Source organism: Streptomyces sp. NPDC086766 (assembly GCF_044746005.1).
Taxonomy (GTDB): domain Bacteria; phylum Actinomycetota; class Actinomycetes; order Streptomycetales; family Streptomycetaceae; genus Streptomyces.
Map to the genome: position 1 here is coordinate 500,675 of NZ_JBIVBI010000004.1, position 17,665 is coordinate 518,339.

Below are 17,665 nucleotides of genomic sequence, written 5' to 3' on the forward strand. Positions count from 1 at the left end.
CGATGACGGCGGCCGCGGGAAGCGCCGGACCGGTGCACGAGGCGCTCGCCGCGCTGCCTCTCGTCGACCACCACTGCCACCCGGTGGTCGCCACGGACCTGGACCGGCCGGGCTTCGAGGCGCTGATCAGCGAGGGCGGGGCGTGGCCGGGCGGCGGCATCTCGACCTTCGACACCCCGGCCGGCGTGGCCGTGCGCCGCCACTGCGCCCCGGTGCTCGGCCTGCCCCGGCACGCCCCGGCCGACGTCTACCTGGCCCGGCGCGCGGAGTTGGGGGCGCCCGAGGTGAACCGGCGCCTGCTCGCCGCCGCGGGAGCGGACGTGTTCTGCGTCGACACCGGATTCGTGCCCGACCACGCCACCACCCCGGCGGAGCTGGCCGCGGCAGCGGGCGGGCGGGCGAGGGCCTACGAGGTCGTACGGCTGGAGAACGTGGCGGAGGCCGTGGCGGCGCGAGGGGTCGAACCCGGTGAGTACGGCGCGGTGTTCCGCGCGGCCGCGCAGGAGGCCGTACGGCGGCCAAGCGTGCTGGCGGTGAAGTCGGTGGCCGCCTACCGCACCGGCTTCGGCCTGGACCCGGCCCGCCCCTCGGAGGCCGAGGTCGCGCGGGCGGCGGCGCGCTGGACGGCGGGCGGCGGCCGGCGCCTGGACGACCCGGTCCTCGTGCGGCACCTGCTGTGGACGGCCGTGGACCTCGGCCTGCCGCTCCAACTGCACGCCGGATTCGGCGACAACGACCTGCGGCTGCACCGCGCCGACCCCGCCCTGCTCACCGACTGGCTGCACCGGACCGCCGGCACGATCCCGGTCCTGCTGCTGCACTGCTGGCCCTACCAGCGCCAGGCCGCCTATCTCGCGGCGGTCTTCGCCCGGGTGTACCTCGACGTCGGCCTGACGCTGCACCACGTGGGCCCCGGCCGGGCACGGGCGATCCTGGCGGAGGCCCTGGAGATCACACCGTTCCGCAAACTGCTGTACAGCTCCGACGCCTACGGTGTGGCCGAGTTCCACCACCTCGGCGCGGTGGCCTTCCGGGCCGGTCTGGCCGGTCTGCTGCAAGAGCGGGTGGACACCGACGAGTTGAGTCTCGCGGACGCGCTGCGGATCGCCCGGTGGGCGGGACGGCACAACGCCCGGCGGGTCTACGGACTGACCGACGACGACCGGGAGGCCTGACCGGCAGGGTGCCGGTCGCAGTCGCCCGGTGCGGCACGCCCCAACCAGGAACCCCTGAAAGTATGATCAAGCAATGGCTGACATGACTGAAACCACGCCGGGTTGGCTGACCACCGACGAACTGGAGTCGGCCCGCGCCCGCATGCCGATCCTGTACGTCGAGGCGGTGCCCGTGCGCGTCGACGACAGCGGCGAAGTGACCAGCATCGGCCTGCTCCTGCGCATCGGGCCGGACGGCACGGTCAGCCGGACCCTGGTCTCCGGCCGGGTGCTGCACCACGAGCGGGTGCGGGACGCCCTGCTGCGCCATCTGGAGAAGGACCTCGGTCCGGTGGCGCTGCCCCGGGTGCCCGCCTCCCTGCAGCCCTTCACGGTCGCGGAGTACTTCCCGACGGCGGGCGTCACGCCGTACCACGACCCCCGGCAGCACGCCGTGTCGCTGGCCTACATCGTCCCGGTGACCGGTGACTGCCGTCCCCGGCAGGACGCCCTGGACCTGGTGTGGTTCAGCCCGCAGGAGGCCGCGTCGGCGGCGGTGCAGAGCGAGATGCCGGGCGGGCACGGCGTCCTCCTGAAGCAGGCGCTCGCCCACGTCGGGCACGTGTCCTGAACGGCGTCCGGCGTCCCGCCCGAGGGCGCCGGAGCACGTGAAGGGTTCCTTCGTCCTCGTCTTCGTCTTCGTCCTCGTCCGGCGCGGCGCGCGGCGACGCGAGGTGCTCGTACCCGGCCGTCGGCCGCCGCTCCGCCGAAGGCGTTGTCAGTGGTCCTTGCTACAACTTGCGGCAGTGGAGACCGCGATCGGCGAGGAGCGTCGGAGACATGAGCACAGCGAACCACCTGCGGGAGTTGTACGGACTGCCCGTCTTCGACTTCCCCGGCCCCAAGGACGAGGGCACGGGGGGTCTGCCCGCGGCCGACGCCGTCGCGTGGCGGATCTCCTCGGACACCTATGACGCCGAGGAGAGCTGGCCGGAGGCGTTCGCCCGATTCGCCGCGGCTGTCGACCTCACCCGCGTGTACGCGCTCATCGTCGGCCCCTGGGAAGAGGCCTACGAGACAGGCCCGAAGCCGGTGATCGACGCGCTCCTCGGCGCCCGGGCCCGGCTCACCTCGCTGCGTGCCCTGTTCCTGGGCGACATGGAGTCGGAGGAGTGCGAGATCTCCTGGATCCAGCAGGGCGACGTCGGTCCGCTGCTGAGCGGCTTCCCCGAGCTGGAGGACTTCGGCGTCCGCGGCGGCAGCGGCCTGGTCTTCCCCGCGCTCACGCACCGACGGCTGCTCTCCCTTACCGTGCAGACCGGCGGCCTGCCGGCCGCGGCGGTGCGCGGCATAGCCGCTTGCGACCTGCCGGCCCTGACCCGCCTCGACCTGTGGCTGGGAACCTCCGAGTACGGCGGCGACTGCGAGCTCTCCGACGTCGCGCCCATCCTGGAAGGATCCCTCCTGCCGAAGCTGCGATACCTGGGGCTGCGCAACAGCGACATCCAGGACGAGATCGCCGCCGCCCTGGCCTCCGCGCCCGTCGTCGCCCGGCTCGTGACCCTCGACCTGTCCATGGGCGTCCTCACCGACGAGGGCGCGACCGCACTGCTCGGCGGCCGGCCGCTCACCCACCTGAAGAGGCTCGACCTCCACCACAACTACCTGAGCGACGCGGTGCGGGAGCGCTTCCGGGAGTCCCTCGGGGAGGCCGGAGTGACGCTCGACCTGGAGCGGGGGTACGCCGAGGAGGACGAGGACGACGGCCGCGTCTGGCGCTACGTGGCCGTCGGCGAGTAGCGGGCGCCCCGTCATGAGCGAGGAAACGGCCGTCATCGCCGGGCGCGGCTCTCGGCCGCCTGGGACGGCCCCGCGGCTCGTCGTCGTCGGGAATCCGGGGAACCGCCGCGTCGGCCTGTTCGACCGGGCGGTGCGCGAGGCGGGGCTGCCCGCGCCGCGTGTCGTGCCCTGGGCGGCCGTCCTGCGGGACGGTGGCGCGTCCTTCGCGGCCGACGAGGTCGTGCGGCTGGAGTCGCCCGGGGAGGACGAGGAGGTGGACCGCGCCCTGCGGGGCCTGGCCGACCCGACCCGGGTGGAGGGCGGAGCCCGCTGGTACGCGCGGTTCACCGCCGCCGTCGGCACGCTGACCGGCGGGGTGCGACTCGACGATCCCGGCGAGCTGGCCGTCCTCTTCGACAAGCGGCTCTGCCACCGCGCCCTCGCCGAGGCCGGGGTGCCGGTGCCGCGGTCGCCGACGTCCGGCGGCGGCACCCCGGTGCGGGGCTGGGACGACGTACGGGCCCTGATGCGGGCGCACGGGATGCCGCGGGTGTTCGTCAAGCCCGCCCACGGGTCGTCGGCGTCCGGTGTGCTCGCCGTCGAGTCGGCGGGACGCGGCCGGATCCGGGCGACCACCTCCGTGGAGGCGGCCGCGGACGGCCGGCTGCACAACTCCCTGCGGGTGCGCCGCGTCACGGGCGAGCGCGAGATCGCCGCCCTCGTCGACGCGCTGGCCCCGGACGGACTGCACGTCGAGCGGTGGTGGCCCAAGGCCTCGCTGGGCGACGGCCGTGCGGCCGACCTGCGGGTCGTCGTGGTGGGCGGCCGGGCCACGCACGCCGTGGTGCGCACCAGCCACTCCCCCATGACCAATCTCCACCTCGGCGGCCGGCGCGGCGATCTCGCCGCCGCCGTCGAGGCCGCGGGCCCCCGCTGGGCCGAGGCCCTGCGGACCTGCGAACGCGCGGCGGCCTGCTTCCCCGGCACGCTGTGCGTCGGCGTCGACCTGCTCCCGGCCGTCGGCTGGGGCCGGTTCGCCGTCGCGGAGGTCAACGCCTTCGGCGACCTGCTGCCCGGCCTCACCGGCCTGCCCGGCAGCGGGGCCGAGGGGCTGGACACCTACGCGGCCCAGGTCGCCGCCCTCCGGGACCCCCGGTGGCGCCGCCGAGGGCACCAATGAGCCAGAACAGCGCGGGAACCGCGCAAGAGACAGCGCGAGAAACAGCGCGAGAACCGAACGAGGACCACCATGCGACCCCCCGAGGCCGGACCGCTTCCCGACATGAACGAGGTCGTCGGCCGCGACGACCTGCTCCTGGTCACCCTGGACACCCTGCGCCACGACGTGGCCGCCGAACTGGCCGCCGCCGGACGCATCCCGAACCTCGCCCGGCACCTGCCCGGCGGCGCCTGGGAGAAGCGCCACGCGCCCGGCAGCTTCACCTACGCCTCCCACCAGGCCATGTTCGCCGGGTTCCTGCCGACCCCGGCCGCTCCCGGGCCGCATCCCCGGCTGTTCGCGGCGCGCTTCGCCGGCAGCGAGACGACCGCCGGGCGCACCTACGTCTTCGACACGCCCGACCTCGTCTCCGGTCTCGCGGCGGCCGGGTACCGCACGGTGTGCATCGGCGGCGTCGGCTTCTTCAACAAGCAGGGGGCGCTGGGCGGCGTCCTGCCGGGGATGTTCCAGGAGAGCCACTGGCAGCCCGAGTTCGGCGTGCCCTCCCCCACGTCCTTCGAGGCGCAGGTGGAGCGGGCCGAACAGGTCGTCGCCGGGCTTCCGGCGGACCGGCGGCTGTTCCTCTTCCTCAACGTGTCCGCGCTGCACCAGCCCAACTGGTTCCACCTGCCCGGCGCCACCCGCGAGGACGGCGACACCCGCGCCAGCCACGCCGCCGCCCTGGAGTACGTCGACCGGCACATAGGCCGGCTCTTCACCGCCATGAGCTCGCGCCGCCGCTGCTTCGCCGTCGTCTGCTCCGACCACGGCACCGCCTACGGCGAGGACGGCTACACCGGCCACCGCCTCGGCCACGAGGCCGTGTGGACCGTGCCGTACGCCCACTTCTTCCTGGAGCCCGCCGCATGAACCCCACCGACGGCACCGCTGTGAGCCCCCGTGAGAGCAGGATGGGCGCGCGCCCGAACCAGAGCGACGTGAGCGCGCGCCCGTACCAGAGTTATGTGTACGCCTATCCGCACAAGACGGCCTACCGGCCGCTGCCCGGCCGGCCCGCCCTGCGCGAGCTGTGGCGGGGCGAACGCAAGGACGCGCTCTCGCTCTACCTGCACATACCCTTCTGCGAGGTCCGCTGCGGCTTCTGCAACCTGTTCACCCGGATCGGCGCGCCCGACGGGCTCACGGGCCGCTATCTCGACGCCCTGGACCGCCAGGCGACCGCCGTCCGCGACGCGCTCGACGAGCGGGAGCCCGGCGACGGCGGCACGGCCCCGGCGCGGTTCGCGAACGCGGCGTTCGGCGGCGGCACCCCCACCTTCCTCACCGCCGGCGAGCTGTCCCGGCTGTGCGACATCGCCGAGAAGCGCATGGGCGCCGACCTGCGGACGATCCCGCTCTCCGTGGAGGCGTCCCCCGCCACCGCCACCGCCGACCGGCTCGCCGTCCTGGCCGAGCGCGGCACGACCCGGCTCAGCATCGGCGTGCAGAGCTTCGTCGACGAGGAGGCCAGGGCCGCCGTACGGCCGCAGCGCCGGGCCGACGTCGAGACCGCCCTCGGCCGGATCCGCGACGCCGCGATCCCCGTGCTCAACGTCGACCTCATCTACGGCATCGACGGCCAGACGCCCGCCACCTGGCGGACCTCCCTGGACGCCGCGCTCGCCTGGCGCCCCGAGGAGCTCTACCTCTACCCGCTGTACGTGCGCCCCCTGACGGGCCTCGCCCGGCGCACCGCGCACACCGACCGCGCGTGGGACGAGCAGCGGCTGGCCCTGTACCGGCAGGGCCGCGACCACCTGCTCGCGCACGGGTACGAACAGGTGTCGATGCGCATGTTCCGCCGGGCCGGCGCGCCCGCGCAGGGCCCGGACGACCACGCCTGTCAGACCGACGGGATGATCGGCCTGGGCTGCGGCGCCCGCTCCTACACCTCGGCGCTGCACTACTCCTTCGACTACGCGGTCGGCATGAGCGAGATCCGCGCGATCGTCGACGACTACACGGCCACCGGTGACTTCAGCCGGGCCGTCCACGGCCGCCGCGTCGACGGGGACGAGGCGCGCCGCCGCCACCTCCTGCAGTCGGTGCTCCAGGCGCGGGGCATGCCGGTGGCGGGCTACCGCGACCGGTTCGGCACCGGCCCGTGGGACGACTTCCCCGGTGAGCTGGCCGCCTTCGCCGCGCGCGGCTGGCTGGAGGACGACGGCGCCGGTGACCTGCTGCGCCTCACCCCGGAGGGGCTCGCCCACTCCGACGCGCTGGGCCCCGCGCTGTTCTCCCCCGCCGTGCGGGCCGCGATGGCCGCCTACGCGCCGAAGTAGCCCGCCATGGACCTGACGATCCTGTACCGCGGCCCGCTCGCCTCCTGCGACTACGACTGTCCCTACTGCCCGTTCGCCAAGCGGCGGGACGGCACCGCGCGGTTGCGCGCCGACCGCGCCGCGCTCGAACGCTTCACCGACTGGGCCGGGAAGCAGACCACCGACCGCCTCTCGGTGCTGTTCACCCCCTGGGGCGAGGGGCTCGTCCGCTCCTGGTACCGGCGCGCCCTGGTCGAGCTGTCGCACCTGCCGCACGTCGAGCGGGTGGCCATCCAGACGAACCTGAGCTGCCGCACCGGCTGGCTGGCGGACGCCGACCCCGGCACCGTGGCGCTGTGGTGCACGTACCACCCGGGCGAGACGCCGTACGAGCGGTTCCTGGCCAAGACGCGGGATCTCGCCGGGCGGGGCATCCGCTTCAGCGTCGGCGTCGTCGGGCTGCCCGGGCACCTGGAGCACGCCCGCCGGCTGCGCGCCGCGCTGCCCGCCGAGGTCTATCTGTGGGTCAATGCCGCCGAGGGCCACACCTACACCGACGACGAGGCGGACACCTGGACCGCGATCGACCCGCTGTTCCCGTACAGCCGCCGCCCGCACCGCTCGGCCGGGCTGCCCTGCCGCACCGGCGAGACCGTGGTCTCCGTGGACGGCGACGGCACGGTCCGCCGCTGCCATTTCGTCCGCGCCGAGCTCGGCAACCTCTACGACGGCTCCTACCGCGCCGCGCTCGCGCCCCGGCCCTGCCCGCTGACGGCGTGCGACTGCCACATCGGCTACGTCCACCTGGAGACCCTGCCGTTGTACGACGTCTTCGCGGGCGGCGTCCTGGAGCGCGTCCCCGCAGACTTCCCCGGGGCCGCGCCGGGCGCGACCGGAGCGGCGGCCTCGCCGCGCGGGTCCTCGCCGGGCACGGCGGTCACCGCCGGCGGCCCGTGACGGCCCGGGCCCCGCGGGGTCCGGACACGGCGAAGGCCGCACCGGTGTGTTCCGGTGCGGCCTCCGACCTGCTGCTTCACAAGTCGGGACGACAGGATTTGAACCTGCGACCCCTTGACCCCCAGTCAAGTGCGCTACCAAGCTGCGCCACGTCCCGTTGCCCGTCTGACCTGGACTTTCCTCCGGCCGAACGCGCAGGAAAACAATACCGCACTCGGGTCGGTGGTCGCGCACCCCTTTTCCGGGCGGGGCGCGCGCTTGACCTCAACCTTGGTCGAGGTTGCACGCTCGTCGACATGACGATCACCGACGACCTCGGGCGCACCCACGGGTACGCCGACCTGCCCCGGCTGATGGGGCTGATGACCGGCGACGAGAAGCACGGACCGGCCGCCACGTCCACGCTGGACGTGCTCTGGGTGCTCTACGACCGGGTGCTGGACGTCGCCCCGGTCCGCCGGGACGACCCGGAACGGGACCGGTTCCTGCTGTCGAAGGGACACGGGCCGATGGCGTACTACGCCGTCCTCGCCGCCAAGGGCTTCGTGCCCGTGGACTGGCTGCCGGACTTCGGCGCATACGACTCCCCGCTCGGCCACCATCCGGACCGCATGCTGGTGCCGGGCGCGGAGATCGGCAGCGGGTCGCTGGGGCACGGACTGCCGATCGCCGTCGGCACCGCCCTGGGGCTGCGCGCCCAGGGGCTGAGCGGGCCGGGGGTGTGGGTGCTGATCGGGGACGCCGAGCTGGACGAGGGCAGCAACCACGAGGCGATCGCCTTCGCCGGCCCCGCCGGACTGGAGCGGTTGCACACCGTCGTCGTGGACAACGCCTCCGCCAGCCATGCCCGTCCCGGCGGGATCGCCGCCCGCTTCGAGGCGGCGGGCTGGTCGGCGCTGACCGTCGACGGCCGGGACCACGAAGCGCTGCACGCCGCGTTCACCGCGCCGCACCCGGGCCGCCCGCACGTGGTCGTGGCCCGGGTCGAGCCGAAGTCCGCCTGACGCCCGGCCCAGAGCCCCGCTCGCCCGCCCGCACCCCGCTTCCCGGCCGTTCCCCCCGGCTCCCCGCTCGCTTCCGCCGATCCGCAAGAAGGGCTTCCCTCCATGGACACCATGCGCGACCGTCTCGCCCCCGTCGTCTCCCGCCTGCTCGACGAGGACCCGCGGGTCGCGGTCGTCCTCGCCGAGATCGGCAAGGACGGCTTCGCCGCCGCCCGGCGCCGGCATCCCGACCGGGTGATCAACGTAGGCATCCGCGAGCAGCTCCTGATCGGCGCCGCCGCGGGGCTGGCCCTGACCGGGATGCGGCCCGTGGTGCACACCTTCGCCAGCTTCCTCGTGGAGCGGCCCTTCGAGCAGGTCAAGCTGGACCTGGGGCACCAGGGGGCCGGCGCGGTGCTGGTGAGCGCGGCGGCCTCGTTCGACTGGCCCGCGGGCGGCCTCACGCACATGGCGCCCGGCGACGTGGCGCTGCTCGACACCCTGGACGGCTGGACGGTGCACGTGCCGGGGCATCCCGACGAGGCGGAGAGGCTGCTGCGGCACGCCGTCGCGGCGGGGGACGACAAGGTGTACGTGCGGCTGTCGACGCAGTCGAACGCCGAGGGCCGACCGGTCGACGGGGAGCGCTTCCGCACCGTCCGCGAGGGCGGCGGCGGGGTGGTCGTCGCCGTGGGGCCGATGCTCGACGAGGTGCTCGCCGCGACGCGGGACCTGGACGTCACCGTGCTGTACGCGACGACCGTACGGCCCTTCGACGCGGCGGCGCTGCGCCGGGCGACGGAGACGGCCGGGACGGACGTCGTCCTCGTCGAGCCCTATCTGGCGGGGACCTCGACGGCGGCGGCGAACGACGCCCTGCGCGACCTCCCGCACCGGGTGCTGGGCCTCGGCGTGGGCCGCCGCGAGCTGCGGCGCTACGGGCGCGTGGAGGAGCACGTCGCCGCGCACGGACTCGACGCGCGGTCCCTGCGGGAGCGCGTCGCGGCCTTCGTCGGGGCGCGGGCCGGGCGGCCCGCGCCGGGAGCCTGACCGTCGGGGGCCGTACCGGCGGCGGTCCGGTGGCCGCCTCTCACCGCTCCATGGGCAGCCCCAGCGCGGGGTACGCCTCCAGGAGCCGGGGCGGGGCGGCCTGGCGCCAGGAGTCGGCGAGGATGTCGCGCAGCTCGTCCTCGTCCTCCAGCGCGGCGAGACGGGCCCGGACCCAGGCGAACTGCGCCTCGTGCCCGGCGACCCAGAACTTCCCGGGCTCGGCCCGGACCAGTTCGTCGCGCTCCTCCTTGGGACAGCGCACGGCGAGGGAGGTCTCCTCCTCCGGCAGGGTGGCGAACATCTTGCCCGCCACCCGGAAGGTGGGCATGTTCCAGGCGAGCTTCTCCGTCGTGTCCGGCAGGGACAGGGCGATACGGCGTACGTCTTCGGCGTCGGGCATGACACGCACGCTAGCCCCTGCCACTGACATCGCCGTCAGGTGTGCGCGACGTCGCCCAGGGCCGCCAGTACCGGGCGGATGAGGGGGTGTTCCTCGGCTCCCCGGCGGACGGCGGCGAAGACGCGGCGGGTGGGGGCGTCGCCGTCGACGGGGCGGACGACCACGCCGGTGAGGTCCATGCCGCGCAGCGCGGAACGGGGGACGAGGGCCACACCCGCGTCGGCCGAGGCGAGGGCGACGACCGCGCGGAAGTCGTCCGAGGAGTGCTCCATGCGGGGCTGGAAACCGGCGTTCTCGCAGGCCAGGACCACTACGTCGTGGCACGGGTTGCCCGGGTAGGGCCCGATCCAGGGGTCCTTGGCCAGCCCGGCCAGCGGGACCTCGGCGGCGGCGGCCAGCGGGTGGGCGACCGGGACGACCGCGTCGAAGGGCTCGGCGTAGAGCGGGACGTGGGTCAGGCGGGGGTCGTCGGCGGGCGGCGCTCCCCGGTACTCGACCGCCACGGCCACGTCGACCTGCCGGTCCAGCACCATCGGCAGGCTCTCGTCGCCCTCGGCGTCCTGCACACGGATGCGTATGCCGGGCGACGTGCCGGCCAGGCGCGCCACCGCCGGGGCGACGACCAGGGCGATACCGGTGGCGAAGGCCGCGACCGTGACCGTGCCGGCCGCGCCCGAGCGGTACGCCGCGAGTTCGGCCTCCGCCCGCTCCAGCTGGGCGAGGACCGCGTTGGTATGGCTGAGCAGGATCTCGCCGGCCGGGGTCAGCCGTACGCCCTTGGCGCCGCGCTCCACGAGCCGGTGGCCGGTCTCCTGCTCCAGGGCCGTGAGCTGCTGCGAGACCGCGGAGGGGGTGAGGTACAGCGCGGCGGCAGCCGCGGTGACCGTACGGTGGTCGGCCACCGCCCGGAGGATGTGCAGCCGCCGTGCCTCGATCATGCCCCCGATTATCGCAAGCCGGACGGGCGGCCCGGTCCCCCGTGGTGACCGGGCCGCCCGGGGAGCCGGCCGTTCCCCCCGCCGGCCTTCCGGTCCCGACGGGGAGCCGGCCGCCCCCGCCGTCAGCCCTCCAGTTCGGCCCGCGCCGCGACGAACGCGTCGACGGCGCGGTCGACGTCGGCCGTCGAGTGGGCGGCGGACAGCTGGACGCGGATGCGGGCCTGGCCCTGCGGCACCACCGGGTAGGAGAAGCCGATGACGTACACCCCGCGCTCCAGCAGCAGCTCGGCCATCCGGCCGGCCCGGGCCGCGTCGCCGATCATCACGGGCGCGATGGCGTGGTCGCCGGGGAGGATGTCGAAGCCCTCCTCGGTCATGCGGCGGCGGAACAGCGCGGTGTTCTCGGCCAGCCGGACGCGTAGGTCGTCCGCGGACTCCAGCAGGTCCAGCACCTTCAGGGAGGCGGCCGCGATCACCGGGGCGAGCGTGTTGGAGAACAGGTACGGCCGGGAGCGCTGGCGCAGCAGGGCGACGATCTCGGCGCGGGCGGCGACATAGCCGCCGGAGGCCCCGCCGAGCGCCTTGCCGAGGGTGCCCGTGATGATGTCGACGCGGTCCATGACCCCGTGCAGCTCGGGCGTGCCGCGGCCGCCGGGTCCGACGAAGCCGACGGCGTGCGAGTCGTCGACCATGACCATCGCGTCGTAGCGGTCGGCGAGGTCGCAGATCTCCCGCAGCGGCGCCACGTAGCCGTCCATCGAGAAGACGCCGTCGGTGACGATCAGCTTGCGCCGGGCGCCGCCCTCGGTGGCCTCCTTCAGCTGCCGCTCCAGGTCCGCCATGTCGCGGTTGGCGTAGCGGAGGCGGCGGGCCTTGGACAGGCGGATGCCGTCGATGATCGAGGCGTGGTTGAGGGCGTCGGAGATCACCGCGTCCTCGGCGCCGAGCAGCGTCTCGAAGACACCGCCGTTGGCGTCGAAGCAGGAGGAGTACAGGATCGTGTCCTCCTGGCCGAGGAACGCCGACAGCCGCGCCTCCAGCTCCTTGTGCACCTCCTGGGTGCCGCAGATGAAGCGCACCGAGGCCATGCCGTAGCCCCAGCGGTCCAGGGCCGCGTGGGCGGCGGCGACGACCTCGGGGTGGTCGGCGAGGCCGAGGTAGTTGTTGGCGCAGAAGTTGAGCACCTCGCCGGGGCGGCCGCCGGCGCTGACGCGGACGGTCGCGGACTGCGGGGTGCCGATGACGCGCTCGGGCTTGTGCAGGCCGGCGGCACGGATCTCGTCGAGGGTGGCGCGCAGGTCGTCGCGCACGGAGTCGAACATCGCAAAGCTCCTAGAAGGCAGATGACTTACGCGGTCCAGTCGAGGATGACCTTGCCGCCGCGGCCGCTCGCCGCGTCGGCGAACGCCGCCTCGAAGTCGCGGTAGTCGTACCGGCCGGTGATGACGGGCGCGAGGTCCAGGCCGCCTTCCAGCAGCACCGACATCGCGTACCAGGTCTCGAACATCTCCCGGCCGTAGATGCCCTTGATGGTGATCATGGAGGTGACGATCCGGGCCCAGTCGACCGGGAACTCCTGGGAGGGCAGGCCGAGCATCGCGATCCGGCCGCCGTGCGTCATGTTGGCGATCATGTCCCGCATCGCCTCCGGGCGCCCGGACATCTCCAGGCCGATGTCGAAGCCCTCGCGCAGGCCGAGCGCGCGCTGCCCGTCGGCGATGGTGGCCTCGGAGACGTCGAGCGCGAGGCTCACGCCGATCTTCCGGGCCAGTTCGAGCCGCTCCTCGCTCACGTCGGTGATGACGACGTTCCGCGCGCCGGCGTGCCGGGCGACGGCCGCCGCCATCAGACCGATGGGGCCCGCCCCGGTGATCAGGACGTCCTCGCCGACCAGCGGGAAGGACAGCGCGGTGTGCACCGCGTTGCCGAACGGGTCGAAGATCGCGGCGACGTCGAGGTCGACGGGGACCCGGTGCACCCAGACGTTGGCGGCGGGCAGGGCGACGTACTCGGCGAAGGCACCGTCCCGGCCGACCCCGAGGCCGACCGTGGCCCGGCACAGGTGGCGGCGCCCGGCCTGGCAGTTGCGGCACTTGCCGCACACCAGGTGGCCCTCGCCGCTGACCCGGTCGCCGGGCTTGATGTCGCTGACGTCGCGGCCGGTCTCGACGACCTCGCCGACGAACTCGTGCCCGACCGTGAGCGGGGTGCGGATCGCCTGCTGCGCCCACCCGTCCCAGGCCCGGATGTGCAGATCGGTGCCGCAGATGCCGGTCCGCAGGACCTTGATCAGTACGTCGCCGGGTCCCACGGCGGGCTCGGGGACGTCCGCGAGCCACAGCCCGGGCTCCGCCTTCTCCTTGACCAGCGCCTTCAACGCTACGGCTCCTGTGGTTCGACCCCGGTCCGGGCATTGACGAAGCGGCCCGCGCCCGGGGAGAGGGGTGGAATCGCGTAGCAATCTGCCCTACGGCGGCGCGCTGGTCCATCGAGGATTTCTTAAGCGCGGCCACAGCTTTCCTTCACACCCCCAGGTCGCGTCCCCGGGTCGAGCCCCCAGATCGCGTCCCCAGGCGGCGTCCCCGGGCCGAGCCCCCGGATCCGGCGCGGGTTCAGATCGGGAAGCCCCCGGCCTCGCGCCCCTCCAGCAGCGGAACGAGTTCGGCCGCCGCCGCCTTGATGGTGTCCAGCCCCTCCCGGCCCCAGGGCCGCGGCTCGACGTCGACGACGCAGACCGTGCCCAGCACCGTCCGCGTGCTGTCGATGAGCGGGGCGCCGAGGTAGGAGCGGATGCCGAACTCGTCGACGACCGGATTGCCCGCGAACCGCGGGTAGTCGCACACGTCCTCCAGGACCAGCGCCTTGCGCCGGGCCACCACGTGGGGGCAGAAGCCGTGGTCGCGGGCCAGATAGCGGCCGACCTCCGGGCGGGTGCCGTCGGAGCCGTCGGTGTCGACGCTCAGCACGTCCCGTTCGGGCCGGTGCAGTCCGGCGAAGAACTGCCGTTCCCCGTCGAGGAAGTTGACCATCGCGTACGGCGCCCCGGTGCGCCGGGCGAGACGGTCCGCGAAGGCGTCGAGGGCGGGCTCGGAACGCTCCCCCAGACCGAGCCCGCGCAGCCGCGCGGTGCGGGCGGGGGCGTCCCGGTCCTCGGGGGTGAGCAGCAGGCGACCGGCCGGGCGGGGCGGGTCGTAGCTCATGACCGGGTTCCGACGCTGTGCGCGTGTGTCATGTTCGGGCTCCGTGGCGGGTGGTCACCGGTGGGCGCCGTGGCTCGGCGCGGGGGCGGGGGCGTGGGTGAGGAGATGGCGGACCAGGGCGAGCAGCGTCTGGACGCTGGAGCTGGAGATGCGGGCGTCGCAGGGGACGACGGGCACCCGTGCGTCGAGGTCCAGCGCGGCCCGTACCTCCTCGGGGTCGTAGCGGTAGGAGCCGTCGAACTCGTTGACGGCGACGATGAAGGTGAGGCCGCGCTGTTCGAAGAAGTCGACGGCCGCGAAGCACTCCTCCAGGCGGCGGGTGTCGGCCAGGATCACCGCGCCGAGCGCGCCCTCGGACAGCTCGTCCCACATGAACCAGAACCGCTCCTGGCCGGGCGTGCCGAACAGGTAGAGCACGTGGTGCGCGTCGAGGGTGATGCGGCCGAAGTCCATGGCCACGGTCGTCTCGACCTTGTTCTCGATGCCGTCGAGGTTGTCCGTGGCCGCGCCGACCGTGGTGAGCAGCTCCTCCGTGCTGAGCGGAGCGATCTCGCTCACCGCGCCCACGAAGGTCGTCTTGCCGACGCCGAATCCGCCCGCCACCAGGATCTTCAGCGCGGTGGGGAAGGGGTCGGCGCCGCCGTCGTAGTCAGAGCTGTCGTCGTAGTCCATCGAGCACTGCCTCCAGAAGGGCCCGGTCAGTGGGCTGGTGGTGGAACGCGGGGGGCTTGGTGGTCAGCGCCCCCCAGTCGACGAGGTCGGACAGCAGCACCTTGGTCACCGCCACCGGCAGCCGCAGATGGGCGGCGACCTCGGCGACCGGGGCGGGGGCGCGGCACCGGTCCAGGGCCTGGGCGTGCTCGGGGCCGAGGTAGCCGAGCGGGGTGACTCCGGTGGCCATCACCTGCGACATCAGGTCGAGTGCGATGCTCGGCCGGGTGCGGCCGTTGCTGACCGTGAACGGGCGCACCAGCCGTCCAGCCGCGTCGTCGAGCCAGGGTCCGTCGCCGGCCGTCGCCGCGCTCAAGGCCTCAGCGCCGGGGGTTCGACGGTGTGCTGGCGGGGCGCGGTCACCAGGTAGGGCCGGACGCTCTTGACCAGCATCGCCATCTCGTAGCCCAGTACCGCCGCGTCGGCCTCGCGGCCGGCGAGCACGGCCAGGCAGGTGCCGGAACCCGCGGTGCTGACGAACAGCAGGGTCGAGTCGAGTTCGACGACGACCTGCCGCACCTCGCCGCCGTCGCCGAAGCGGGCGCCGGCGCTGCGGCCGAGCGAGTACAGGCCGGAGGCCAGGGCGGCCATGTGGTCGGCGCTGTCGGCGTCGAGACCGTGGACGGACTTCACCAGCCCGTCGCAGGACAGCAGGACGGCGCTGGTGGTGTGCGGTACGCGCTGCACGAGCCCGCTCATCAGCCAGTCGAGGTCGGAAACATGGCCGGTCGGCGCATCGCTCGCCATGGTGGATCGACTCCTTGGGGTACGAGGGTCTGCGGGAGCACTGGGGGTGGGGGCGGTGGGCGGCCCGGTCATCCCGTCGGCGTGCTCCCGTCGTGCGGGGCGGTGACGTGCCGGCCGGGCGCGGCCGGTCCGTCCTGCGCGCCGAACGTCTCGGCGGGGGCGGGTGCGTCCGGTGCCTCGGCCACGGGGGGCGCGTCCGGGGGCGGTACGTCCCGGGGGCGGGGGCCGGACGGCGCCTCGGAGGCGTACGGGAGATCCGGCTCGGGAGGGGCCGGTTCCCGGTGCTGCTGGGTCTCGGCCAGGCCGACGCCGCGCTGGAAGGCGGCCATCAGGCCCGGGTCGTGGCCGGCGCCGTCGGTGTCCTGGCGTGGCAGCGGGCCGCCGCGCAACTGGGGCACGATGTGCTGCTGGGCGCGGCGCCGGGGCAGTTGGGGCTTTCCCATGGTGCCGCGTACGGCGCCGGCGCGCGGGGTGGACGTCATGGCCACGTTCGTCGCGACGACGGGCCGCTCCTCGGGTCTGACGCCGGGCGCGGCGTCCGCCGGGTTCGGCCGCGCCCCGCGGGCCCCGCGCCGGGGCAGCGGCGCGGGTCCGCCGCCGTGCGCGGGCTCGCCGGGCCGTGCGTCACCGGTGGCGCCGGCCGCGGCGTCCGCGGACACGGCGGGCGGGTCCCCGGCGTCCGCGGTCCGGGCCGGGCTCGGGTCGCCGCGCAGGTCCGTGCCGGTGCCGGCCGGGGCGGGGCGTACCCCGTGGTGCGGGTCCGGCGCGGGGGCGCGGACATGGGCGTCGTCCGGCGGCGGGGCGGCTGCCGGGGGCGTGGGCGCGCGGTGGGGCGTGCCGGGGCGGCCGGCCGGTGTGCCGGGGCGGCCGGCCGCCGGGCCCGGGACGTACGGTGCCGGGATCACGGGCCGCCGCCCGTTCGCCGGCGCGTGCGGTTCCGGATGTGCCTGCGGGTGGGGCCGTGGGAGCGGCTGCGGCTGGAACTGGGGCAGTGCTCCGGGCAGGGGCGCCGCCGTGCCCAGCAGCGCCTGCGGCACCACGAGGACGGCCTGCACACCGCCGTAGATGTTGCTCTGCAGGCGGACGGAGATGCCGTGCCGCTTGGCGAGCTGGGACACCACGAACAGGCCGATGCGGCCGTCGGCGAGCAGGCCGGCCACGTTGACCTGGCCGGGGTCGGCGAGCAGCGCGTTCATCCGGGCGTGCTCGGCGGCGGGCATCCCGAGACCGCGGTCCTCGACCTCCACGGCGAGTCCGGAGGTGACGAGGTTGGCGCGCAGCAGGACCTGGGTCTGCGGGGCGGAGAACACGGTGGCGTTCTCGACGAGTTCGGCGAGCAGGTGGATGACGTCGGCCACGGCGTGGCCGCGCAGCTCGCCGTCGACGGGCGGGACGAGCTTGACGCGCGAGTACTGCTCGACCTCGGCGATGGCCGAACGCAGCACCTCGGTCATGGAGACCGGGTTGCTCCACTGCCGACGGGAGACGGCGCCGCCGAGCACGGCGAGGTTCTCGGCGTGCCGGCGGATGCGGGTGGCGAGGTGGTCGACGTGGAAGAGCCCCTTGAGCAGGTCGGGGTCCTCGATCTCGTTCTCCAGCTCGTCGAGGATGGAGATCTCGCGGTGCACCAGGGACTGCAGGCGCCGGGCGAGGTTGACGAAGACCTCCAGCTTCTGTTCGCTGCCCGACCGGCTGGAGAGCTGGGCTGCCTGGACGACGGCGGTGACGGCGCCGTCGTGGGCGCGGGCCAGGTCGGCGGCGAGCAGTTCGAAGTCGTCGGCGCCTTCGGGGGGCCCGCCGCGTGCCTTGCGCGGCGCCGGGACCTCGCCGTTGCGCAGCGTCTCCAGGACGTTCCGCAGGTCGGACTCGCGGTGCGCGGTGCCGCCGCGCAGGGCGGCGATCCGGTCCTGGACGGAGCGGGCGGCGCGGCCGGCGGCGACGGCGGCGATCCCGATGCCCGCGAGCGTCACCGAGAGCGCCCCGGCGAGGACGACCCACAGGGTGAGGCCGGGACGTGCGCCGGTGGAGCGCACCGTGAACAGCACGGCGGCGCAGGCGGCGAGGGCGACCGCGGTCGGCGGGAGCACCGCCAGCCGCGTCAGCTGGGGTCGTAGGGCGGTGTCGGGCGGCGCGGGGACGGGGCGGGTCACCGGCCGCCCGTGCCGCCCGCCCTCGCGGCGGTCTGCGCGTGCGACCGGTGCACGGAGGTGAGACATCTGTTCCTCGTACTGGTCCGTCTGGTCCGTCGGGCCCGTGATGCGCGCGC

General features: G+C 74.6%; 18 protein-coding genes and 1 tRNA gene. 9 read left to right on the forward strand and 10 right to left on the reverse strand.

What is annotated here, in order from left to right; all coding sequences use genetic code 11:
• The first annotated feature begins 2 nt into the window (after nt 1–2).
• The 7 genes from ACIPM1_RS10565 to ACIPM1_RS10595 all read left to right on the forward strand — a co-directional run bounded on the left by ACIPM1_RS10565 (nt 3) and on the right by ACIPM1_RS10595 (nt 7,370).
• Nucleotides 3–1,175 carry an amidohydrolase family protein gene (locus ACIPM1_RS10565; RefSeq protein ID WP_402431894.1) on the forward strand — a complete coding sequence of 391 codons (1,173 nt, stop codon included), beginning with the start codon at nt 3–5 and terminating at the stop codon, nt 1,173–1,175.
• An 82-nt stretch (nt 1,176–1,257) separates the two neighbouring features.
• Nucleotides 1,258–1,785, forward strand: coding sequence for an NUDIX hydrolase family protein (locus tag ACIPM1_RS10570; RefSeq protein WP_356195194.1), 528 nt, complete (start codon nt 1,258–1,260; stop codon nt 1,783–1,785).
• 209 nt (nt 1,786–1,994) lie between these two features.
• Nucleotides 1,995–2,954 (forward strand): STM4015 family protein, encoded by a 960-nt coding sequence (locus ACIPM1_RS10575; RefSeq protein ID WP_402431759.1) that lies wholly within the window; start codon nt 1,995–1,997, stop codon nt 2,952–2,954.
• Nucleotides 2,955–2,967: 13 nt separating this feature from the next.
• On the forward strand, nt 2,968–4,113 hold the full coding sequence (locus ACIPM1_RS10580; protein ID WP_402431762.1) for an STM4014 family protein: 1,146 nt from the start codon (nt 2,968–2,970) through the stop codon (nt 4,111–4,113).
• Between the two features lie 102 nt (nt 4,114–4,215).
• Complete coding sequence (locus tag ACIPM1_RS10585; protein ID WP_402431897.1) at nt 4,216–5,022, forward strand: STM4013/SEN3800 family hydrolase; 807 nt, start codon at nt 4,216–4,218, stop codon at nt 5,020–5,022.
• A gap of 41 nt (nt 5,023–5,063) precedes the next feature.
• The gene (locus tag ACIPM1_RS10590) at nt 5,064–6,434 is read left to right on the forward strand and encodes an STM4012 family radical SAM protein (RefSeq protein ID WP_402431900.1); all 1,371 of its coding nucleotides are present in this window, start codon (nt 5,064–5,066) and stop codon (nt 6,432–6,434) included.
• 6 nt (nt 6,435–6,440) lie between these two features.
• Nucleotides 6,441–7,370: an STM4011 family radical SAM protein gene (locus ACIPM1_RS10595; protein WP_402431765.1), complete on the forward strand. Its 930-nt coding sequence runs from the start codon at nt 6,441–6,443 to the stop codon at nt 7,368–7,370.
• An 83-nt stretch (nt 7,371–7,453) separates the two neighbouring features.
• On the opposite strand, the gene ACIPM1_RS10600 is transcribed toward ACIPM1_RS10595, so the two are convergent.
• A tRNA-Pro gene (locus tag ACIPM1_RS10600) sits at nt 7,454–7,527 on the reverse strand.
• A 139-nt stretch (nt 7,528–7,666) separates the two neighbouring features.
• Here ACIPM1_RS10600 and ACIPM1_RS10605 point away from each other — a divergent pair.
• Both ACIPM1_RS10605 and ACIPM1_RS10610 read left to right on the forward strand, forming a co-directional pair.
• Nucleotides 7,667–8,374 carry a transketolase gene (locus ACIPM1_RS10605; protein ID WP_402431768.1) on the forward strand — a complete coding sequence of 236 codons (708 nt, stop codon included), beginning with the start codon at nt 7,667–7,669 and terminating at the stop codon, nt 8,372–8,374.
• 102 nt (nt 8,375–8,476) lie between these two features.
• The gene (locus ACIPM1_RS10610; RefSeq protein ID WP_402431771.1) at nt 8,477–9,403 is read left to right on the forward strand and encodes a transketolase family protein; all 927 of its coding nucleotides are present in this window, start codon (nt 8,477–8,479) and stop codon (nt 9,401–9,403) included.
• Between the two features lie 40 nt (nt 9,404–9,443).
• Here ACIPM1_RS10610 and ACIPM1_RS10615 read toward each other — a convergent pair whose 3' ends face one another.
• From ACIPM1_RS10615 to ACIPM1_RS10655, 9 genes are all read right to left on the reverse strand, one after another.
• Nucleotides 9,444–9,803 carry an MmcQ/YjbR family DNA-binding protein gene (locus ACIPM1_RS10615; protein ID WP_402431774.1) on the reverse strand — a complete coding sequence of 120 codons (360 nt, stop codon included), beginning with the start codon at nt 9,801–9,803 and terminating at the stop codon, nt 9,444–9,446.
• Between the two features lie 35 nt (nt 9,804–9,838).
• On the reverse strand, nt 9,839–10,741 hold the full coding sequence (locus ACIPM1_RS10620) for a LysR family transcriptional regulator (RefSeq protein ID WP_402431777.1): 903 nt from the start codon (nt 10,739–10,741) through the stop codon (nt 9,839–9,841).
• A 122-nt stretch (nt 10,742–10,863) separates the two neighbouring features.
• On the reverse strand, nt 10,864–12,063 hold the full coding sequence (locus ACIPM1_RS10625) for a glycine C-acetyltransferase (RefSeq protein ID WP_402431780.1): 1,200 nt from the start codon (nt 12,061–12,063) through the stop codon (nt 10,864–10,866).
• A 26-nt stretch (nt 12,064–12,089) separates the two neighbouring features.
• On the reverse strand, nt 12,090–13,118 hold the full coding sequence (gene tdh, locus ACIPM1_RS10630) for an L-threonine 3-dehydrogenase (RefSeq protein ID WP_356193470.1): 1,029 nt from the start codon (nt 13,116–13,118) through the stop codon (nt 12,090–12,092).
• Between the two features lie 235 nt (nt 13,119–13,353).
• Nucleotides 13,354–13,941: a GAF domain-containing protein gene (locus ACIPM1_RS10635; RefSeq protein ID WP_402431784.1), complete on the reverse strand. Its 588-nt coding sequence runs from the start codon at nt 13,939–13,941 to the stop codon at nt 13,354–13,356.
• Nucleotides 13,942–13,995: 54 nt separating this feature from the next.
• Nucleotides 13,996–14,613, reverse strand: a complete 618-nt coding sequence (locus tag ACIPM1_RS10640; protein ID WP_356193465.1) for an ATP/GTP-binding protein — start codon at nt 14,611–14,613, stop codon at nt 13,996–13,998.
• Complete coding sequence (locus tag ACIPM1_RS10645) at nt 14,591–14,968, reverse strand: DUF742 domain-containing protein (protein WP_356193462.1); 378 nt, start codon at nt 14,966–14,968, stop codon at nt 14,591–14,593. Before ACIPM1_RS10645 ends, ACIPM1_RS10640 begins: the two co-directional genes overlap by 23 nt.
• Nucleotides 14,965–15,399 carry a roadblock/LC7 domain-containing protein gene (locus ACIPM1_RS10650; protein WP_402431788.1) on the reverse strand — a complete coding sequence of 145 codons (435 nt, stop codon included), beginning with the start codon at nt 15,397–15,399 and terminating at the stop codon, nt 14,965–14,967. Before ACIPM1_RS10650 ends, ACIPM1_RS10645 begins: the two co-directional genes overlap by 4 nt.
• A gap of 68 nt (nt 15,400–15,467) precedes the next feature.
• Nucleotides 15,468–17,615, reverse strand: a complete 2,148-nt coding sequence (locus ACIPM1_RS10655) for an ATP-binding protein (protein WP_402431791.1) — start codon at nt 17,613–17,615, stop codon at nt 15,468–15,470.
• Nucleotides 17,616–17,665 lie beyond the last annotated feature (50 nt).

Bases quoted from the DNA above. Each gene is read 5' to 3' on its own strand.
- ACIPM1_RS10565 (WP_402431894.1), top strand. From the start codon at position 3: ATGACGGCGGCCGCGGGAAGCGCCGGACCGGTGCACGAGGCGCTCGCC.
- ACIPM1_RS10570 (WP_356195194.1), top strand. From the start codon at position 1,258: ATGACTGAAACCACGCCGGGTTGGCTGACCACCGACGAACTGGAGTCG.
- ACIPM1_RS10575 (WP_402431759.1), top strand. From the start codon at position 1,995: ATGAGCACAGCGAACCACCTGCGGGAGTTGTACGGACTGCCCGTCTTC.
- ACIPM1_RS10580 (WP_402431762.1), top strand. From the start codon at position 2,968: ATGAGCGAGGAAACGGCCGTCATCGCCGGGCGCGGCTCTCGGCCGCCT.
- ACIPM1_RS10585 (WP_402431897.1), top strand. From the start codon at position 4,216: ATGAACGAGGTCGTCGGCCGCGACGACCTGCTCCTGGTCACCCTGGAC.
- ACIPM1_RS10590 (WP_402431900.1), top strand. From the start codon at position 5,064: ATGGGCGCGCGCCCGAACCAGAGCGACGTGAGCGCGCGCCCGTACCAG.
- ACIPM1_RS10595 (WP_402431765.1), top strand. From the start codon at position 6,441: ATGGACCTGACGATCCTGTACCGCGGCCCGCTCGCCTCCTGCGACTAC.
- ACIPM1_RS10605 (WP_402431768.1), top strand. From the start codon at position 7,667: ATGACGATCACCGACGACCTCGGGCGCACCCACGGGTACGCCGACCTG.
- ACIPM1_RS10610 (WP_402431771.1), top strand. From the start codon at position 8,477: ATGGACACCATGCGCGACCGTCTCGCCCCCGTCGTCTCCCGCCTGCTC.
- ACIPM1_RS10615 (WP_402431774.1), bottom strand. From the start codon at position 9,803: ATGCCCGACGCCGAAGACGTACGCCGTATCGCCCTGTCCCTGCCGGAC.
- ACIPM1_RS10620 (WP_402431777.1), bottom strand. From the start codon at position 10,741: ATGATCGAGGCACGGCGGCTGCACATCCTCCGGGCGGTGGCCGACCAC.
- ACIPM1_RS10625 (WP_402431780.1), bottom strand. From the start codon at position 12,063: ATGTTCGACTCCGTGCGCGACGACCTGCGCGCCACCCTCGACGAGATC.
- ACIPM1_RS10635 (WP_402431784.1), bottom strand. From the start codon at position 13,941: ATGAGCTACGACCCGCCCCGCCCGGCCGGTCGCCTGCTGCTCACCCCC.
- ACIPM1_RS10640 (WP_356193465.1), bottom strand. From the start codon at position 14,613: ATGGACTACGACGACAGCTCTGACTACGACGGCGGCGCCGACCCCTTC.
- ACIPM1_RS10650 (WP_402431788.1), bottom strand. From the start codon at position 15,399: ATGGCGAGCGATGCGCCGACCGGCCATGTTTCCGACCTCGACTGGCTG.
- ACIPM1_RS10655 (WP_402431791.1), bottom strand. From the start codon at position 17,615: ATGTCTCACCTCCGTGCACCGGTCGCACGCGCAGACCGCCGCGAGGGC.